This is a genomic window from Streptomyces sp. NPDC019937 (assembly GCF_040631655.1).
GTDB lineage: Bacteria > Actinomycetota > Actinomycetes > Streptomycetales > Streptomycetaceae > Streptomyces.
The window spans coordinates 1-17976 of the sequence record NZ_JBEYAL010000015.1; the positions used below are offsets into that span (position 1 = coordinate 1).

Genomic DNA, 17976 nt, shown 5'->3' on the forward strand with positions numbered 1-17976 from the left:
CTGTGACATCAGCCGCTGCCGCGGCGGGCGGCACCTCGCGGCCCCGCGCTCGTCGCACGCAGCGCCGCTGCGCTCTCCTCACGCGGGTTGCGAGGGTCCCCCAGCTACCGCTGGGAGGTGCCCCCTGCGCCAGACGCCGCTCGCTGATTCGGCCTGATCCACACGACACCCCCTAGCCGCCCGAGGCGGGGAGATGGCCGCGCTGCACGGCGCGGGTCCCCGCCTGGAAGCGGCTCCGCGCGTCGAGGCGGGCCATCAGGGTCTGGGCGATCCGCCGCGCGGTGCGTGTGGAGACCCCGAGCTTCCGGGCGATCGCCCCGTCGGTGTATCCCTCCGCGAGCAGCCGCAGCGCCTCGGCGTGGCGCCGGCTGAGGCAGCCGGGGTCGGAGCGGAACGGTGTGCCGAGCGGCTGCGCGGACCGCCAGGTGTTCTCGAACAGTGCCTGGAGTGCGGCGATCATGCCAGGGGCGCTGAGCACCGCGGCCCCGTGGGAGGTGCCGTCGTCCAGGGCGATGACGGCCACCCGGCCGTCGCAGATGACCATCTGGCTCGGCAGCGAGGGCACGGTTCTGGCCTGCCCGCCGTGCTCGGTGAGCCACCTGGCGTGCGCCAGCGTGGCGGGGTCATGGCGGCTGTCGCCGGGGTAGACCGTACGCACCCGGACCCCGCGCCGCGGCAGCCGATCGTCGGGCGGCCGGGACGCGGGCAGGGCTCCGGCCGGCTCCGAGCAGCCGCCCGGCCTCCGGCGGCCAGGGTCGCGGCGCCGCGGCGCGGCGCACGGTAGGGGGCAAGCCTGCGGCCATGGGGGCTCCTCGGGGGGCCGGGTCAACGACTGCCGTGCAGTCTCGACGACCCGCTTCCCGTTTCGTTCCCCCCGCCCCCACGCCGCGGGTCTCGCAGGCGGCCCTCCGGACGGCGCGACCCCGGGGCCCACGTGCGGGCGAGGCGAACCCGGCCCCGGGACGCGGACGCCCTGCCCGCAACGGTTGCCGCGGCGGGCAGGGCGAGTGGTGGATCACGCCTGTCACAAAGCCGCGACCCAGGACGTTCCGTTGCTGGTGGCGTCGCCCCGGAGGCGGTCACGGGCGGCGGTGTCGCCGTACAGGCCCCAGCGGAACCAGTCCAGGAAGGTGTTCTCCGTCTGGGCGTAGTACGGGTATTGCGGAGTCAGGAACGAGCCGTGATCGGCACCGTTCTGGGTGAGGAACGCCTTCGGCGCGGGGAGTTCGTTGTACGCCTGCCGCGCCGAGTTGATGTTGCAGGTCCCGTCGTTGCTGCCGTGGATGAACAGCACCTTGGCGTGGAGGCCGGCGGGGTTGCCCATGTCCACGCAGGCGACCGGGACGGCGGCGACGATGCGGTTGTCCGGCCAGGCGGTGAGCAGGCCGTGGGTGGTCATCCCGCCCATCGAGTGGCCGGAGACGCCGACACCGGCCCTGGTGTCGATGTGTCCGGCGAACGGACTGCCCGACGCGCTGTTCAGCGCCAGTGTCCGGGTGAGGACCTCGGAGACGTCCTTCGACCAGTTGCCGTTGTAGACGCTGCCGATGTTGGTGTTGTCGGAGAACGAGGGAGCGGGACAGATGAAGCCGGCGGCGGCCAGGTCGTGGGTCTGCGAGGAGTAGCAGTCGGAGTTGCACCCCATGCCGTGGCTCCACTCGGCGATGGGGAAGACGCCGCCCGCGATGGGGGCGTCCGGGACGGGGTTGCCGCCCGGGTTGCCGGTGGCGGCCGGGTAGAAGATCTTGGTGAGGAGCCGGCGTCCACCGCGGGACCAGTCGAACTGCCGCACCCCGATGGGGAACTTCTGGGTGGGCGCCTGGCGCGGGGAGGCCGTCCGGGGTGTCCGGGTGCCGGCGGCCGCTGTGCCGCCGACCAGGGACAAGCCCACGCCGGCCGCCGCGGCCGTGCCGAGGAAGGTGCGCCGTCGCATCGACATCGATGACTCCTGGTTGTGGAGGAGGGGGGATGTGTTGCCGGGCTCAGTCGCCTGAGCCTGTGAGCGATCACTTGCGGTGGTACGGGCCGGGCTGCGGCTCCGGGCCCGAGCACGGATGCCGCTCCTGTCGGGCCCGTGGCGGATGGGGCAGCACCTTGGCGCGGCGCTACTTCGAAGCTGTCGCGGCGGATGCGGCGGTGAACTGCCACCAGTTCATGTTGAGCAGATAGCCACTGCCGCCGGTGAACCTCAGATACAGGTCCTGGGTGCCCGTCGCGCCGCTGACCGGACAGGACACCGTCGTCCAGGTCTGCCACCCACCGGTGTTCGGCACACTGCACCGGCCCGCCACGGTCCCGCTGGGGCCGCCCAGGCGCAGTTCGACGGCGCTGCCGTCGACCGTCGAGGCCACGCGTGCCGTGAAGGACGACGCACCCGCACCGAACCCGACGCCCTTGACCTTGATGGAGTCGCCGTTGTCGATGTATCCGACGTTCAGCCCTCCCTCGCCGGACGGCTCGGTCTCGACTCCCGACTCATAGGCCATCGTCTCGGCTTCCTGACGTGTGTACGGATTGAGCGTGCCGACCTGAGGCGCCCCGGCGTTGGTCATGTTGATCGTCGGGATCGTGCCGTCGGACCTGTAGGAGAACTTCTCCACGGCGACCGAGCGCGTGTAGCCGCCCCCGCCCGGGAGGGCGCCATTGTGGTAGAAAAAGTAGGAACCTCCCTTGAAGTCGGTGATCCCCGGGTGATTGGTGAAGCTGCCACCCTGTGTGGGCATGACCGTGCCCCGGTAGGTCCACGGCCCGGTCGGGCCGGGGGCGGTCGAATAGGCGATGAACTCCGAGCAGCACTTGGCCGCGAAGATGATGTAGTACAGGCCGCCCCGCTTGTAGACCCAGGGCCCTTCTTCGAACAGGGTGGGCCGGTTGGCGTCTCCCGTACGGGTGCCGAAGCCCGCGGTGGTGAGCGGGATCTTGGTGGGGCTGCCCGAGTAGGAGGTCATGTCCGCGTTCAGCTTGACGTACCACAGGTCCGGGTTGCCCCAGTACAGGTACGCCTGGCCGTCGTCGTCGATGAAGACCGTCGGGTCGATCTGGCCGTTCTCCACCAGCGGATGACCGAGGGCGTCACGGAACGGCCCCGTGGGGCTGTCGGCCACCGCCACGCCGATGGCCATCCGGCCGGTCGCCCGGTTCGTCATCGGCACGTACCAGTAGAACTTGCCGTTGCGGTAGACGGACTGTCCCGCCCAGGCGTTGGAGGATGCCCAGCTGAAGGAGGACAGGCCGAGCGGGGAGCCGTGATCGGTCCAGTTGACCATGTCGTCGGAGGACCACACCCGCCATTCCTTCATGGTGTAGTTGGTGGAGTTGTCCTCGTCGTGCCCGGTGTAGAGGTACACCCGGCCGTTGTGGACCAGCGGCGCGGGGTCGGCGGTGTAGATGGTCTGCACGATCGGGTTGTCCGCCCTTGCCGCGGTGGGCTGGACGGCGGCGGGGACGGCGAAAGCGAGCATGAGGCCCACTACCCAGGCGACTGCTCGTCTGAGTCTCCTGCCGGGCGAAAGCGGTAGCGCTGGCGAAAGCGGTCGGGCATAGGTCATCGTCGGCTCCAAAGGCACTGGCTGACGCAGAGGGTTGACAGCCGAGAGGGTCCCCGCCGCGATCAGGACGAGGGCGGCGTCCGGCCTCGAGTCGGAACGGCGGGTCAGCGGTAGCCGGCGGCGACCACGTTGGCCTGGACGGCGTTCTCCGTCTGGTCGGACGGATAGCCCATGACCATGGCGCCCTCGTAGAAGGTGCCGGCGCTGAGGTTGGCGCCGCCGCCGGGCTTGCAGCAGTCGCCCCCGCTGCCCAGGACGATGGCGCCCTGCTTCTTCATGGGGCTGTAGCCGCCCGGCAGGGCGCCGTCCCACAGGGTGGTCAGGCTGCCGGACTGGGCATCGCTGCCCTTGATGGCGAAGCGGGAGGTGCCGTTGTTCTTCAGGGTGGCGGTGACGAACTTGCTGGTGAAGGCCCGCTGTTTGGGATTCCAGGACTGGCTTCCACCCGGGTACAGGCCCCATTCGAGGTCCGCCTGGACCCACGGGCCGCGGCCGGAGCATCCGCCGAACCAGCACGAAGTGCTGAAGTTGATGGCATCCATGGCGCCGGCGGCATCCGCCTTCCGCGTGGTCTCGCTGTTGCCGTAGTCGAAGCAACAGCCGTTGTTCACGTGCGCGCCGCTCGTCACCATGTACATGCCCTCAGGGCTGCTGCCGGTGGGGATGCCGGTGGCGTGGCCGTCGCGCCAGTAGCTGTTGCCGGGGTTGATGTACAGGGAGTAGGCCTTGCTGCCGCCGGCGGTCAGGGACTCGGAAGTCGCCTTCGCGGGACTGCTCTGGCTCGAGCCGGGGACCTGCCTGGATCCCTGGTACCACAGGTCGTTGCCGCGACCGGACTGGTCATAGACGACGGTTATCACGCAGGTGGTGCCGGAACAGAACGAGTCCTGGGCCGCGGCGTTGGCGACGCCGCCGGCGCCGAGGACGCCGATGTCCCGGGTGGCGTTGTCCGACGAACGCCTGACCTGGTACAGGTTGCCCCCGTAGGACCCGTAGAGCGCGCGGACCGTACTGTGCGCGGCCACACACGGGGTTCCGCCCGAGGCGTAGATGTCGCACGGCGCGGTGCCGGCCGCCGACGCCGACATCGGCCAGGTGGACACGGTCGCCAGCACTGCGATCGACATCAGCGCCGAGCGTGCGGCAACAGCCACGGGTGAATGCCGCCTGCGGGGCCGTAGCTCCGACGGGAATGCTGACGAAGGCTGCATGACTCTCCTCCCGGAGGGACGTGTCGACGATGGTGCGGTGAGCGGCCACGTCGTGGACGTCGAGTCTGGGCATGCGCATGACAAAATCACTGAAGTCTGTGCACGCGGTCTACGGAGCCCACAAGCAGCATGGTTTTCGATATGTCGAACATTGGTCGTACTCTCGGTAGGCCAGGATCGTAGAGAGGCCCTGAGGTTTGTCAACCCTTTCGGTGACGAGAGGGATGCCGACTCGCCGGCCGCGACCGGTCGGGCGGGTCAGCCGAAGACCCGGCGCTGGATCTCACGCCGGTAGTCCTCGAGCGTGTTGTCGAGATGAGCCGTGGCGGCCTGAGCCGCCGCCTCCGGATCGCCGTCCCTGATGGCCCGGCAGATCGAGGCGTGTTCCTCCACGGCTTCCGCGGCATGGCCGCCGACCGTGCCGTGCAGTCCGATCGTGCTGGATTGGCGCTGCAACCGGCGCGCCTCGCGTACCGCCGCGACGAGGAACGGATTGTGTGAGGCGGTGGCGATGCCGATGTGGAAGTCGTCGTCACCGCGGTCGAACAACGTCCACTGCCTCGTCGCGTGCCCCTCCCGGCACATCTCTGCCGCGGTCTCGATGGCGCGCAACTCGGCGGGGGTCGCCCGGGTGGCGGCCAGCCGGCTCGCCGCGGCTTCCTGTACTCGCCGGAATTCGAAGAGCTGGTAGACGTGCTCCAGGTCGGTCGGCAGGAAGAAGCTTCCCCAGCGCGAGGAGCCCAGTAGACCTTCGTCGTCCGTCACGTAGAGGCCGCGCCCCTTGTGCGCGCGCACCCGCCCGATCGCAGAGAGGATCTTCACCGCCTCCCGCACCACCGTGCGACTCGTGCCCAGACGTGAGGCCAGCTCGTTCTCCGTCGGCATCCGGTCACCCGGCTGCAACTGCGACTCGGCGATGAGTTCGAGGATCTGCTCGGCCACGAGCTCGTACCCGGGGCGGTAGGCGCCCGTCGACTCGGCACGGCGCCGCTGCGAAGGCGTCATGTGGCCGGTCGCCGGTACAGGCTGTCCGTCCAACCGCTTTCCTCCTTCAACGGAGGGGCCACGCGCCCGGTGCTCGGCTGCGCCCCCGTGCTTGAAGAGCATATACCTGGCCATGTTTGAAAAATGTGTCCGACTTATTCTCGGGAACGTGCGGAGCAATTTATCCGTAAATGAGGCAGTAAAGCTCCATCGTGAAGTTGTCGGCGCCGAAAAGTTTGGAAAATAGGCTCACCCATCCCGTTGACGGCGCCCATGCGGGCGGTTCTTATGTGTGACCAAGTCGGCATTTTGTCCACAGCACTCCCGGAGGCCCGTACGCCCCTTCCCCGGACGGGGTCATGGGCCGAGCCCGGGCAGGGGCGGGAGCGTCCGCCTGACAGGCCACGTTCTTCCGCCGGCTGACACGAACACTGAGTGGAGTCGCTCATGACAGCGAAGGTCCGCGCGGTCTACGCCAGGAGATCAGGAAGGGGCCGTACGCCCAAAGGGCTTCTGGCCGCGGCCGGCGCGCTCGCCCTGATGGCCGTGGCCGGCTGTGGCGGTGGCCCGGCCGGCGCCCAGGACGGCTTCCGGCCGGTGAAACAGACCGACGGCGCGTTAACGGTGTGGGTCGACTCCTCGCGCCTGGCGGCCGCCAAGCTGTACCAGAAGAGGCACCCCTCGGTGAAGATGGACATCGCCACCTACGACGGGGACGCCAACGGCTCCAACTACCTGCGTACCAAGGTGAGCCTGTTCAACCGCACCGGGCACGGCTGGCCGGACGTGGCCTTCAGCTCGCAGAACAACGAGACGTCCTGGGCCGTGCAGGCGGGCTTCACCGCCCCGCTGAACAAGGGGTTGATCCCCCACTCCACCCTCGCGAACTGGGCGAAGGGGGCGAACGATCCGTGCACCGTCGACGACACGCTCTACTGCCTGCGCAACGACCTGGCGCAGACCGTGCTCTGGTACAACGCGGTCCTGATGAAGAAGTGGGGTTATCAGGTCCCCACGACATGGGAGCAGTACGAGGCACTGGGCCGGAAGGTCGCCACCGAGCACCCCGGCTACCTGGTCGGCTCCGCGGGTGACGCCTTCACCCCGGAGATCTACCTGTGGGCGGGCAAGTGCGGGGCCAACCGCATCACCGGTCGACAAGCGGTCACGGTCGACGCCACCGGCCCGCGCTGCGAGCGGATGGCCTCGCTCCTGGACACGCTGGTCAAGAACAAGACCATCTCCCGGAGCAGCGTGTTCAGCTCGGACTTCGGCAAGAACGCCGCCGACAAGATCCTCATGATGCCCGGCCCGTCGTGGTACGGCGGGTCGCTGTTCCGCGGAACGTTCAAGACCCCCGCTCACCAGATCGCCGTCGCGCCGATGCCCCAGTGGTCCGGCGACTCCCGGCCGTCGGTCGGTAACGTCGGGGGAGGCACCTGGCTGCTCTCCGCGCACAGCGCGCACCTCAAGGCCGCGACCGCCTTCCTCATCTGGGTGGCCACCTCGGACGACTACCAGGGCACGATCGCCCCCGGTTATCCCGCGTACGCACCCGCGGCCAAGACCTGGCTGGCCCGCCAGGCGTCTTCCGGCTACTACGCGGGCGACATCACCCGGCCCGTTCGGACCGCGGCGAACCAGGTGTGGCCCGGCTGGGGCTACGGGCAGTTCAGCCAGGAGGCCATCTGGGCGGCCACGGTCACCCCCGGGCTGACCGCGGGCAAGAGCATCGTCTCGATGCTGCCGGCCTGGGAGAACGCGATCGTGAACTACGCACGCGTCGATGGGTACAAGGTGACCCGGTGAGCGGGCCGGCCAGGGGAGCCGATCGGGTCCGCGCACTGCTGGCGCGCAGAGCGCTGTGGTCCGTCCGGACCGGCCACGGCTTCGTCGCCGCCTACCTGGTGCTGCTGGTCGCGTTCGGTGTGGTGCCGACCGGCTACGCGGTCTACTTCGCCTTCACCGATGCCGGCGGCACTTTCGTCGGCCTGTCGAACTTCGCGACGGCCGCGGGGGACTTCCGGTTCTTCCCCGCCGTCGAGCACGTGGCGCTGTACCTGGTCTTCTGGGTGGCGGCACTGGTCCTGTTCGTCGTAGGACTGGCGCTGTTGCTGCACCGGCTGGCGGCCCAGGGGGTGAGCAGGGCCCTGCGCTTCCTGTACTACGTCCCCGGGGCCCTCGCGGGCACGGCGAGTGTCATGGTCTGGCTGTTCCTGCTCGACCCGGCGGTCAGCCCGATCGGATTCCTGCTGCGCGCCTCCGGCTTCCAGACCTTCAGCCAGGTCATCGCGCCCTCCCACCTGCCCGTCCTGTTCACCCTGATCGCCTTCTGGACGGGCGCCGGTGGATGGATCGTCGTCATGTACGGGGCCCTCGACAACATCTCGCCGGACATCCTGCAAGCGGCGAGGATCGACGGCGCGGGCCCCTGGCAGACGGCGCGGCGGATCCAGATCCCCCTGCTGCGCAAATGGATCGTCTACATGGTGATCCTCGCCTTCGCCGGGGGCACCCAGCTGTTCGTCGAGCCCCAACTGCTCTCCCAGGCCAGCGTCGGAGTCGCCGGCCGTGACTACTCGCTCAATCAGTTGTCGTACGACTTCGCCTTCCAGAACAACAACATCAACATCGCGGCGGCCATCTCCGTGGAGCTACTGGTGGCCGCGTTGGCCGTCGCGGGAGTCTTCGTTGCCCGATCGGGGTTCTTCGATGCGGACTGACACGAGGCCCACCGCTTCCCTCCCGACCCGCGCGGTGATGGCACACCAAGGTGTCGGTCTGTTCCGCACCCCCCGCCGCCGGGTCAATCCGCTACCCACCGTCGTACTCCCGCTGTTCCTGGTCTTCTTCGTGCTCCCCGCGCTCTGGCTTCTGCTGGCAGCAACGAAGACCGACAGCCAGCTGGTGCACGACAACCCCCTGTCCTTCGGCTCCTGGCACGCGTTGCGGGCGAATTGGAACGCGCTGGCGGCGCACCAGGACGCCGCCGTTTTCGGGTGGCTGCGCAACTCGGCGCTGTACTCGGTCCTCGCCCTGGTGATCACCCTGTGCGTCGCGGTCCCCGCCGGGTACGGGCTCGCCATGACCGAATTCCGCGGTCGTCACACGCTGCTGATCGCCACCCTCGTCGTGATGCTCATGCCGAACGCCACGCTGGTGGTGCCGTTGTTCCTGGAGATCAACGCGTTTCACCTGATCGGCTCGATGTGGTCGATCGTCCTGCCGTACGCGTTCTACCCGTTCGGCGTCTACCTGACCTACATCTACTTCAGCACGGCGCTGCCCCGGGAACTACTGGACGCCGCGCGGCTCGACGGCTGCTCGGAGCTCGCCGTGTTCCGCCGGATCGCCCTTCCGCTGGCCGCCCCGGTGGTCGCCCTGGTCGGCTTCTTCAGCTTCGTCGCCAACTGGACGAACTACTACCTCCCGTACGTCATGCTGCCCGAGAGCCACCAGTTCCCGGTGCAGGTGGGCCTGGGGACGCTGCTGAACGAGGTCCCCCAGTTCAACCCGACCGTCGGCTCGCTCGCCGTCCAGCGTCCCGAACTGGCGCTGGCCACCCTGCTGGCGATCACTCCCGTGTTGGCCGTCTTCCTCTTCTCGCAACGCTTTCTGGTGGCCGGCATGCTCGCCGGCGCCACCAAGAGCTGAACCACCCGCCCGCCGTACGACCGCGAGCACCGCGCCACGCCCCCCTCCCGGCCATGTTCCCGTACCACCCTGCTCGGAATGGAGATCTGATGGGATCCGTCATCACGGCCTCGGTACCGCTGCTGGAACCGCCGGGCTGGTCGACGGCGCAGCGTGCTCTGTTCGACCTGCTCGACCAGGCCTGGCGCCGGTTCGCCGACGATTTCACCGACTCCGACGGGCGACTGCGGTACACCGGCGGACTCAGTTCGCGCGACGGCGCGGACGATTTCTACGAGGTCTTCTTCAACTGGCCACAGCTCTACCTCCTCGGCGGGCACGAGGACCTGCTGGCCCAGTCCGAGCGGCACTGGGAGGGAGTCACCCGGCAGCTGACCGAACTGGGCATGCTCAAAGACGAGTACGAGCGCGGCTACGACTGGTTCCACCAGGGTGAGAGCCTGCTGCTGTTCTACTTCCTGTGCATGGCCGCCCCCGACCATTGGGAACAGCGGGCACGGCGTTTCGCGGACCTCTACGTGGATCCGCGGCACGGCAACTACGACCCGGAACACCGCATCATCCGCCGACCGCACAATGGCAGCGACCCCGACCGCGAGGGGCTCTTCGACGGCGACGCCTACCCCTGGCTTCCCCAGGAGGCCCGAATGTACGGCTTCCCTCTGGAGTGGACGTTGCCGGCCGGCGCCGATGCCCCACCGCTCGACCGCGACCCGCGACTGGGCGACGACATGCGCCGGCGGATCGGCTCGGGAGACACCGCGGTCAACCTGGCCGTCTCCGGACTCGTCCTCAACGCCCTGATACTGACCGGTGATCCGCGCTATCGCGACTGGATCGCCGAGTACGTGGACGCCTGGCGCGACCGCGCAACCATTCACGGGGGGATCCTCCCCGACAACGTCGCCCCGGACGGCACGGTGGGCGGGCTGCTGGACGGTCGCTGGTACGGCGGGCACTACGGCTGGTCCTGGCCGCACGGCTGGTACAGCGTCGGGCACGCCGCGATGATCGCGGCCCTGGCGGGCGCGGCCGTCACAGGGGACGACTCCTACCTGGATCTGGTCCGCCCCACGCTGGACGAGATCATCTCCCAGGGCAAGATCATGACTTTCATGGACGCGGACTCCAGCCTCCAGTCCAAGTGGACGGTCCAGCTCTGCGAGGACGTGATCACCCCCACGCTCCACGTGCCGTTCCGGTACGCCGACCGAGGCTGGTTCGACTACAACCCGATGCTGATGGCGGTCCCGATCGCCCTGTGGCACCACTCCGCATCGGCCGCGGACCGGGAACGCCTCGAACGGCTCCGCTCGGCCAGCGGGTACGACTGGCGTACCGTGCGTCCCTTCCGGAGCAAGGAGGAGGCAGGGCACGAGGAACCGTGGTTCGCTTTCGTCACCGGCGACGACCCCGGCTACCCGGAGCGGATCCTGGCCGCCGCGCAGGCCCAGGTACGCCACCGGCTGGCCCGGATGGAGCGCTACCGCGGCACGGATGTGCCCGAGGCCGACATCCACCTGTGGCAGCAGTCGAACCCGGTGGTCACCGAGGCCCTGGTCCAGCTGACCTGGGGCGGGCCGCAGGTCATCTACAACGGCGGACTGCAACAGGCACGCGTGCGGTACTACGACGCCGTTGCCCGGCGCCCCGGTTTGCCCCCCTCGGTGGCGGCCCTGGTCTCTTGTGTCGACCCGGAGGCCACGGTGGTCGATCTGGTCAATCTCGACCCCGACGGCGCGCGATCGGTGATCGTGCAGGCGGGGGCGTTCGCCGAACACAGCATCCGCACCGTGCGCCACACCATGTGCGAGAACCCCACCTGGATCGGCGGTCTCCATGACTACGGCCACGGCCAGCCGGTCGTCACATCCGCCGTGGTCCGAGTCGACGGGCCATGGCTGCGGGTGGATCTGCCGCGTTCCACCCGGATCCGCCTGACGCTCCGGCTCGACCTGCGCAGCCGACCGCCGTCCTATCGCACACCATTCGACGGGCCGGGTGCCGAGGAGACGTCATGACAGGAAGTCCATGGGGCGAGGCGGCCCCCGCGCCGCTTGGCGCCCGCGGCCAGGACGCTTCCGACTCACGAACCCCGGCCCACCGACCGTACGAGCCGACCCTTGTTGATCGACTCCCACGTCACCGCTGATCCACCACGGGCCCCGTTCCATCGCTTCGCAGCCGGATGGTCGGCGAGGCCCCCGGGCCCACGTGGCCGGCGACACCAGCGCGACACCTGCGCCCACGGCGTGGGCGTTCCTCAACCCGCCTACCGTCACCTCACCTTCTCACTCCCGAGGATGCTCATGTTCCGCCATTCAGGAAGGGCACTGGCCGCCGTCACCGCGGCCCTCACCGCCTTCACCGGGGCCGCGCTGTCCGCGGCCCACGCAGACGCCGGAGCCGCAGGCGTCGCCAAGATCGTCGTGTCCCCCGGAGGCAGTGATCGCAACGTCGGCACGGCTGACCACCCCGTCGCCACCCTTGCCAAGGCGCGGCAACTCGCCCGGACCCTGTCCGACACATCCGACGTGGTCGTAGAGCTGACGGGCGGTACCTACCGCCTGACGGAACCATTACGGCTCACCGGCGCCGACTCGGGGCGCAACGGTCACACCGTCACCTGGCGGGGGCGGTCCGGGCAGGCCCCCGTCCTATCCGGCGCGCTGCGGGTGACCGGCTGGAAGGTCCATGACGCGGCGGAGAACATCTACGCCGCACCGGTACCGAAGGGAACGGATTCGCGCCAGCTCTACGTCGACGGCGCCGGCGCACCCCGCGCCTCGATCACGATCTCGCGCAACGACGTCCAGGTCACCAAAACCGGGCTGACCATCGTCAATCCGAACCTGAACTACCTCGCCTCACTGCCCCGGCAGAACCGGATCGAGGTGGAGAGCCAGAACTCCTTCACCGACCGCTACGCACCCGTCCAGAGCATCGACGGCACCACCATCACGATGCAGCAGCCGGCGTGGAACAACAACAACTGGGGCTACGACACCCTTGCCAAGCCCTTCGCCGGCGGCACTCTCATGCTCCAGAACTCCTACTCCTTCCTCAAAACGGCCGGGCAGTGGTACCTCGACCGGGACGCCGGCCAGCTCTACTACAAGGCACCGGCCGGCAAGAACCCCGCCAACAGCGACATCGAGCTGCCGCAGCTCACCTCGCTGATGCAGATTGGGGGCACCTACGACAACCCGGCCCACGACATCACCGTCCAGCACGTCCGCTTCGAGTACTCCACCTGGCTCCAGCCGGGCACCTCGACCGGCTACGCCGATCAGCAGAACGGGACCTTCCTCGCGGCCGCCCACCAGCAGCCGAACGACTTCCTCACTTCCTGCCAGTCCGGCTGCCCGCTGTTCGAGGCGGCGCGTAACAGCTGGCACCAGATCCCCGCGGCCGTACAGGTGTCGGCCGCGCGCGGCATCACCTTCACCGACAACACGTTCACCCATCTCGGCCAGGTAGGTCTCGGCATAGGCAACGACGCCAATGCCCACGCTTCCGGCGTCGGTCTGGGCGCGTCGAACATCACCGTCCAGCGCAACACCTTCACCGACGACGCGGGGGCCGGCATCGTGGCCGGCGGTGTGCAACCCGACGCCCACCACCCGTCCCGCCCTGCAATGGTCAACAAGGACATAACGATCAAGAACAACCTGGTGTCCAGGGTCGCCGAAGACTACAAGGACATGTCCGGCATCCTGTCCACCTACGTCAGCCACGCGGTCATCGAGCACAACGAGGTTTCCGACCTCGCCTACGACGGCATCGATGTCGGCTGGGGCTGGGGAGCCAACGACCCTGGCGGCAGCACGGACTACAGGAACCGGGGCCTGTACAACTACCAACCGGTCTACAGCACACCGACCACGTTGTCGGACAACTCCGTGCGCTACAACCTCATCCATGGCACCAAGAAGGTCTTCCACGACGGCGGCAGCCTGTACAACTTGTCAGCGAGTCCCCGCACCGTCATCGAAGGCAACTACATCTACGACAACCGCTACACCGTCGGCCTCTACTTGGACGAGGGCTCACGCTTTGTGACACTGTCGCGCAACGTGATCCGGGACTCCGGGGTGTGGGCCTTCACCAACGCCAGTTCCACCAACAACACCAACGACAGCACCTTCTCAGGGAACTGGTACAACACCGGCGCGACGCAGGTGGCGACCGGTTCCCCGCACAACAACGTCCTGAGCGGAAACGTCCAGGTGAGCGACGGCAACTGGCCGACGGCCGCACGACAGGTCATGGACCAGGCCGGCATCGAGCCCGGCCTGCGGGCCTCCATCGGCCGCTGAGGAAGGGGCCGGCGATGGCCGGGATGAGGCGCCAGAGGCCGTGGGCCGCCGAGGCGCGCCGTCGAGGGGAGCGGGCCCGATTTCCCGCGATGAGATCGCCCGGCTCGCCCGCCCGATCAAGGATCTGGCCGCCGTGGTGCGCCAGGCCGAGCCCGAGGGCAAGGCCGGGATCTACCGCCAGCTCGGGGTGCGGCTCATGTACGACTCCGGGAAACACAAAGTGCCGGCCGAGATGAGACTCGACCAGCACTCTCGCGATGCCCGTGGGCCATCAGTACGTGTCCGAGGGGGGACTTGAACCCCCACGCCCGATAAAGGGCACTAGCACCTCAAGCTAGCGCGTCTGCCATTCCGCCACCCGGACCAGGTGTCTGCCGGTCGGCCCGCGGCCGTTCCGACGTGGAAAACCATAGCAAACATCAGAGCGTGCTCGATCACGCGGACGGTCGCGCGGCCGGCGGCGGCCGGTGGCCGTCGCTGTGTGTCGGGAGCATGACGGCAGCATTGCGGCCTTGGGCTGCGGCGTCGGGAGGGGGAGGATGGCGGGAGAGCCCCGCGGCGGGCCGGTCCGGGTGGACCCGGCCCGGGGGCAGGGAACGATGAGGAGGCAGCGTGAGTGAGTCGCAAGCGGGCGGGACGAAAGCCGGAACGGTCAAAGGCGAGGACGAGGTCGTCGATCTGTGCCGTGATCTGATCCGGATCGACACCAGTAACTACGGCCCCGACCACTCCGGCCCCGGCGAGCGGGCCGCCGCCGAGTACGTCGCCGAGAAGCTCGCCGAGGTGGGGCTCGAACCGCAGATCTTCGAGTCGCGCAAGGGCCGGGCCTCGACGGTGGCGCGCATCGAGGGCGAGGACCCGTCCCGGCCCGCGCTGCTCATCCACGGCCACACCGATGTCGTCCCGGCCAACGCTGAGGACTGGACCCATCACCCCTTCTCCGGCGAGATCGTCGACGACTGCGTCTGGGGCCGGGGCGCGGTGGACATGAAGGACATGGACGCCATGACGCTCGCGGTCGTACGGGAGCGGCTGCGCACCGGCCGCAAGCCCCCGCGCGACATCGTGCTCGCCTTCCTCGCCGACGAGGAGGCCGGTGGCGTGTTCGGCGCGCGGCACCTGGTCAACAAGCACCCGGAGCTGTTCGAGGGCGTGACGGAGGCGATCGGCGAGGTCGGCGGCTTCTCGTTCACCGTCAACGAGGACCTGCGGCTGTACCTGATCGAGACCGCCCAGAAGGGCATGCACTGGATGCGGCTCACGGTGGACGGCACCGCGGGCCACGGCTCGATGACCAACAACGACAACGCCATCACCGAGCTGTCGGAGGCGGTCGGGCGGCTCGGCCGGCACAAGTTCCCGATCCGGGTGACCAAGACCGTACGGTCCTTCCTGGACGAGCTGTCCGACGCGCTCGGCACCCCGCTCGACCCGGAGAACATGGACGAGACGCTGGCCAAGCTCGGCGGGATCGCGAAGCTCATCGGGGCGACGCTGCAGAACACCGCCGCGCCGACCATGCTCGGCGCCGGTTACAAGGTCAACGTGATCCCCGGGCAGGCGACGGCCCATGTGGACGGCCGGTTCCTGCCGGGGCTGGAGGACGAGTTCCTGGCCGACCTCGACCGCATCCTCGGCCCGCGGGTCAAGCGCGAGGACGTGCACGCGGACAAGGCCCTGGAGACGAGCTTCGACGGGGCGCTGGTCGAGGCCATGCAGACGGCGCTCAAGGCCGAGGACCCGATCGCGCGCGCCGTGCCGTACTGCCTCTCCGGCGGTACGGACGCCAAGTCCTTCGACGACCTCGGCATCCGCTGCTTCGGCTTCGCGCCGCTGCGGCTGCCCCCGGAGCTGGACTTCGCCGGGATGTTCCACGGGGTGGACGAGCGGGTGCCGGTGGACGGGCTGAAGTTCGGCGTGCGGGTCCTCGACCGGTTCCTGGACGGGTGCTGAGCCCTTCCCGGATGGCCTAATCGATCACACATACCGAATGCATCACAAAGGGTGAATGCTGTCGTAGCTTGATAGCTTGATTGCTCCCTCCTCGTTACATGGGGTGTGCGGCTCGTGACCGGGCCGCGATGCCGAAGAGGGGGCGGGATGAAGAACCCCGGCCTTCGGCGACTACCGCATCGATCACGTGACGTTGAGTCACGGTCCACCGGAACGTGATCCCGGCGGGCCCGGAGTGTGCGCCACGCACTCCGGGGCCGCCCGGGCATGGGGGTGCGGGCGACACCGCCCGCACGCGTTCCGGCCGGGCCACCGGCAGGGGAGCGAAGAGTTATGCGACAGGTTGCGAAAAAGGGCCTGATCACCGTAGCGGCGGCGAGCGGCGTGCTGGCCGTGACCGGGGGCTACGCCCACGCGGATTCGGGGGCGAACGGCAGCGCCGGGTACTCGCCCGGGATCGTGTCGGGCAACAACATCCAGGCCCCGGTGCATGTGCCGGTGAGCCTGTGCGGGAACACCGTGAACGTCCTCGGGTTCATGAACGAGGCCCGGTGCGGCGCCGGTGCGCAGGCGGGCTCCGGCAGCTCGGGCAGCGGCTCCAGCGGCTCCGGCAGTTCCGCCAGTGGCTCCCAGGCGGGGGGCTCCTCCGCCCAGGGCGCCACCCAGACGTCGCCGGGCGTCGGCTCCGGCAACAACATCCAGGCCCCGGTGCACGTTCCGGTCCACGTGTGCGGGAACAACATCGGCGTGATCGCGGCCGGGAACAGCAGCGGGGGCGACTGCGACGGCGTGGTCGAAGCCGTACCGAACAACCCGGGGAACCCGGGCAACCCTGGGAACCCCGGCAACCCGGGCAATCCTGGGAACCCCGGTAACCCGGGGAATCCTGGCAACCCCGGGAATCCCGGTAACCCGGGGAATCCTGGTACCCCGGGCAACCCCGGTAATCCGGGTCAGCCCGGTACCCCCGGCAACCCCGGCCAGCCGAACAACCCGGGCGATGACACCCCCGGCAACCACGGCAACCACGGTGGCAACGGGAACGGGAACGGGAACGGCGCCGGGCACGGCCAGAACGGAGCCCACGGCGCCGAGCAGGCCGCGAACCTCGGCGGTTCCCACCTCACCGGCAGCGAGCAGCTCGCCCACACCGGTGCCGGACCGATGGAACTGGCCATTCCGGCCGCCGCGGGCATGCTGCTCGCGGGCACGGTGATCTACCGCAGGGCGCGCGTCGCCCGGCGCTGATCTCGCCTACCCCGTCTGACCTGGTCTGATCCGGTCGGACCGCAGCGGGCCCCGCATCGTGCGGGGCCCGCTGCGCGTCACCAGGTGGCACGCAGCTGGCGGATGATGCGACGCCGCAGCCGCACTCTTCGGCTGCCGTCGGGGTTGAGTCTCAGTCGATCCAACTCCCAGTGTCCGTATTCGGCATGGTCGGTGAGCAGGCGGGTAGTGGCGTTGCGGGACACCCCGCGTGGCACATACACGTCGCAGAATTCGTATTCCGGCATCGCATCTATTGTGCGGGAACTGCCCTGGTACGGATAGCGTCTGCACTATGTCTGATGCTGCGCAGCCATCCGCTGCCGAGGTACGCGCCGCCGCCGAAGCGGTGAAAGTCGCACTGGACCGTCACCTCGACGCCGTCGAACGCCGGTCGGGGGAAGGCGACCCGGCCGTCTACGCCGCATTCAACGAACTGGCGGCGGCAGCCGAGGTCTACGACGAACTGCTCTACGACACCTACGACGAAGTCACGCCCTTCGAGATCCCGGGCGACGACAGCCTCCCCGCCTACGCGGGGCCGGACGAACCCAGCGCGCTCAGCGTGCTGATCCGCCGGGACTACGCGGTCGTCGAACCGCAGCGGCTGCTGTCGCAGGCCCAGCGCATCGTCGACCTCGATCCGGACCTCGACACCGGGGGCGGCCGCCTGGGCGCTGGGACGGCCGGTGCCGGGGAAAGCGTCCACGCCGCCCTCGGGGTCGTCTTCGGCGAGTTCGAGCCGGACGAGATCGCCTCCCGGCACAAGGAGTTCGGCCTGGAGGAGGGCGACTCGACCCTCTGGGTCTCGGCCGTCGAGGAGGCGGCCGAACCGGGCGAGTGGCTGTCCGCCCCGTTCGACCAGGCCGATCCGGAGCAGATCGTGTGCCGTTTCGACGTCAGCTCGGTCTTCGACGAGGAGCTGGACGAGGAGGACGAGGACGATCTCGAGGTGCTGGGCCCGGGGAGCTGAACCCGGCCGCACCACGCCGCACCCCGGGCCCTCCGGCCGCGCGCCCCGCGGCCCGAGGGCCCGTGCCG

The 17976-nt window shown here is 69.1% G+C and carries 13 protein-coding genes, 1 tRNA gene and 1 pseudogene; 8 read left to right on the plus strand and 7 right to left on the minus strand.

What is annotated here, in order from left to right; translation table 11 throughout:
• Positions 1–172 precede the first annotated feature (172 nt).
• The 5 genes and pseudogenes from ABZ562_RS16770 to ABZ562_RS16790 all read right to left on the minus strand — a co-directional run bounded on the left by ABZ562_RS16770 (position 173) and on the right by ABZ562_RS16790 (position 5764).
• Positions 173–658, minus strand: coding sequence for a helix-turn-helix transcriptional regulator (locus ABZ562_RS16770; RefSeq protein ID WP_361479385.1), 486 nt, complete (start codon positions 656–658; stop codon positions 173–175).
• A gap of 366 nt (positions 659–1024) precedes the next feature.
• Positions 1025–1939 carry an alpha/beta hydrolase gene (locus tag ABZ562_RS16775; RefSeq protein WP_361479388.1) on the minus strand — a complete coding sequence of 305 codons (915 nt, stop codon included), beginning with the start codon at positions 1937–1939 and terminating at the stop codon, positions 1025–1027.
• 166 nt (positions 1940–2105) lie between these two features.
• Positions 2106–3461, minus strand: a complete 1356-nt coding sequence (locus ABZ562_RS16780; RefSeq protein WP_361479391.1) for a glycoside hydrolase family 43 protein — start codon at positions 3459–3461, stop codon at positions 2106–2108.
• A 191-nt stretch (positions 3462–3652) separates the two neighbouring features.
• A pseudogene (locus tag ABZ562_RS16785) lies at positions 3653–4618 on the minus strand (arabinofuranosidase catalytic domain-containing protein); the annotation flags it as partial.
• A gap of 399 nt (positions 4619–5017) precedes the next feature.
• Positions 5018–5764, minus strand: coding sequence for a FadR/GntR family transcriptional regulator (locus ABZ562_RS16790; RefSeq protein WP_361479843.1), 747 nt, complete (start codon positions 5762–5764; stop codon positions 5018–5020).
• Between the two features lie 519 nt (positions 5765–6283).
• Between ABZ562_RS16790 and ABZ562_RS16795 the strand changes: the two genes are divergently transcribed.
• The 5 genes from ABZ562_RS16795 (at position 6284) to ABZ562_RS16815 (ending at position 13716) form a co-directional block, all read left to right on the plus strand.
• Positions 6284–7552 (plus strand): extracellular solute-binding protein, encoded by a 1269-nt coding sequence (locus ABZ562_RS16795; RefSeq protein ID WP_361479846.1) that lies wholly within the window; start codon positions 6284–6286, stop codon positions 7550–7552.
• Positions 7553–7587: 35 nt separating this feature from the next.
• Positions 7588–8466, plus strand: a complete 879-nt coding sequence (locus ABZ562_RS16800; protein WP_361479849.1) for a sugar ABC transporter permease — start codon at positions 7588–7590, stop codon at positions 8464–8466.
• Positions 8467–8503: 37 nt separating this feature from the next.
• Complete coding sequence (locus ABZ562_RS16805; protein WP_361479394.1) at positions 8504–9397, plus strand: carbohydrate ABC transporter permease; 894 nt, start codon at positions 8504–8506, stop codon at positions 9395–9397.
• An 89-nt stretch (positions 9398–9486) separates the two neighbouring features.
• Positions 9487–11418, plus strand: coding sequence for a hypothetical protein (locus ABZ562_RS16810; RefSeq protein WP_361479397.1), 1932 nt, complete (start codon positions 9487–9489; stop codon positions 11416–11418).
• Between the two features lie 288 nt (positions 11419–11706).
• Positions 11707–13716 carry a right-handed parallel beta-helix repeat-containing protein gene (locus tag ABZ562_RS16815; RefSeq protein WP_361479400.1) on the plus strand — a complete coding sequence of 670 codons (2010 nt, stop codon included), beginning with the start codon at positions 11707–11709 and terminating at the stop codon, positions 13714–13716.
• 279 nt (positions 13717–13995) lie between these two features.
• Here ABZ562_RS16815 and ABZ562_RS16820 read toward each other — a convergent pair.
• Positions 13996–14080: transfer RNA gene (locus ABZ562_RS16820), tRNA-Leu, on the minus strand.
• 248 nt (positions 14081–14328) lie between these two features.
• Between ABZ562_RS16820 and ABZ562_RS16825 the strand changes: the two genes are divergently transcribed.
• Complete coding sequence (locus tag ABZ562_RS16825; RefSeq protein ID WP_361479403.1) at positions 14329–15669, plus strand: M20/M25/M40 family metallo-hydrolase; 1341 nt, start codon at positions 14329–14331, stop codon at positions 15667–15669.
• A gap of 333 nt (positions 15670–16002) precedes the next feature.
• Complete coding sequence (locus ABZ562_RS16830) at positions 16003–16917, plus strand: chaplin (protein WP_361479405.1); 915 nt, start codon at positions 16003–16005, stop codon at positions 16915–16917.
• A 77-nt stretch (positions 16918–16994) separates the two neighbouring features.
• Here ABZ562_RS16830 and ABZ562_RS16835 read toward each other — a convergent pair whose 3' ends face one another.
• A complete protein-coding gene (locus ABZ562_RS16835; RefSeq protein ID WP_079152252.1) occupies positions 16995–17183 on the minus strand; it encodes a DUF5703 family protein in 189 nt (62 codons plus the stop codon).
• Between the two features lie 47 nt (positions 17184–17230).
• Here ABZ562_RS16835 and ABZ562_RS16840 point away from each other — a divergent pair, with 47 nt between their 5' ends.
• Positions 17231–17908, plus strand: a complete 678-nt coding sequence (locus ABZ562_RS16840) for a hypothetical protein (RefSeq protein ID WP_361479408.1) — start codon at positions 17231–17233, stop codon at positions 17906–17908.
• Positions 17909–17976: the final 68 nt, after the last annotated feature.

Bases quoted from the DNA above. Each gene is read 5' to 3' on its own strand.
- ABZ562_RS16775 (WP_361479388.1), bottom strand. From the start codon at position 1,939: ATGTCGATGCGACGGCGCACCTTCCTCGGCACGGCCGCGGCGGCCGGC.
- ABZ562_RS16780 (WP_361479391.1), bottom strand. From the start codon at position 3,461: ATGCTCGCTTTCGCCGTCCCCGCCGCCGTCCAGCCCACCGCGGCAAGG.
- ABZ562_RS16790 (WP_361479843.1), bottom strand. From the start codon at position 5,764: ATGACGCCTTCGCAGCGGCGCCGTGCCGAGTCGACGGGCGCCTACCGC.
- ABZ562_RS16795 (WP_361479846.1), top strand. From the start codon at position 6,284: ATGGCCGTGGCCGGCTGTGGCGGTGGCCCGGCCGGCGCCCAGGACGGC.
- ABZ562_RS16805 (WP_361479394.1), top strand. From the start codon at position 8,504: ATGGCACACCAAGGTGTCGGTCTGTTCCGCACCCCCCGCCGCCGGGTC.
- ABZ562_RS16810 (WP_361479397.1), top strand. From the start codon at position 9,487: ATGGGATCCGTCATCACGGCCTCGGTACCGCTGCTGGAACCGCCGGGC.
- ABZ562_RS16815 (WP_361479400.1), top strand. From the start codon at position 11,707: ATGTTCCGCCATTCAGGAAGGGCACTGGCCGCCGTCACCGCGGCCCTC.
- ABZ562_RS16830 (WP_361479405.1), top strand. From the start codon at position 16,003: ATGCGACAGGTTGCGAAAAAGGGCCTGATCACCGTAGCGGCGGCGAGC.
- ABZ562_RS16835 (WP_079152252.1), bottom strand. From the start codon at position 17,183: ATGCCGGAATACGAATTCTGCGACGTGTATGTGCCACGCGGGGTGTCC.
- ABZ562_RS16840 (WP_361479408.1), top strand. From the start codon at position 17,231: ATGTCTGATGCTGCGCAGCCATCCGCTGCCGAGGTACGCGCCGCCGCC.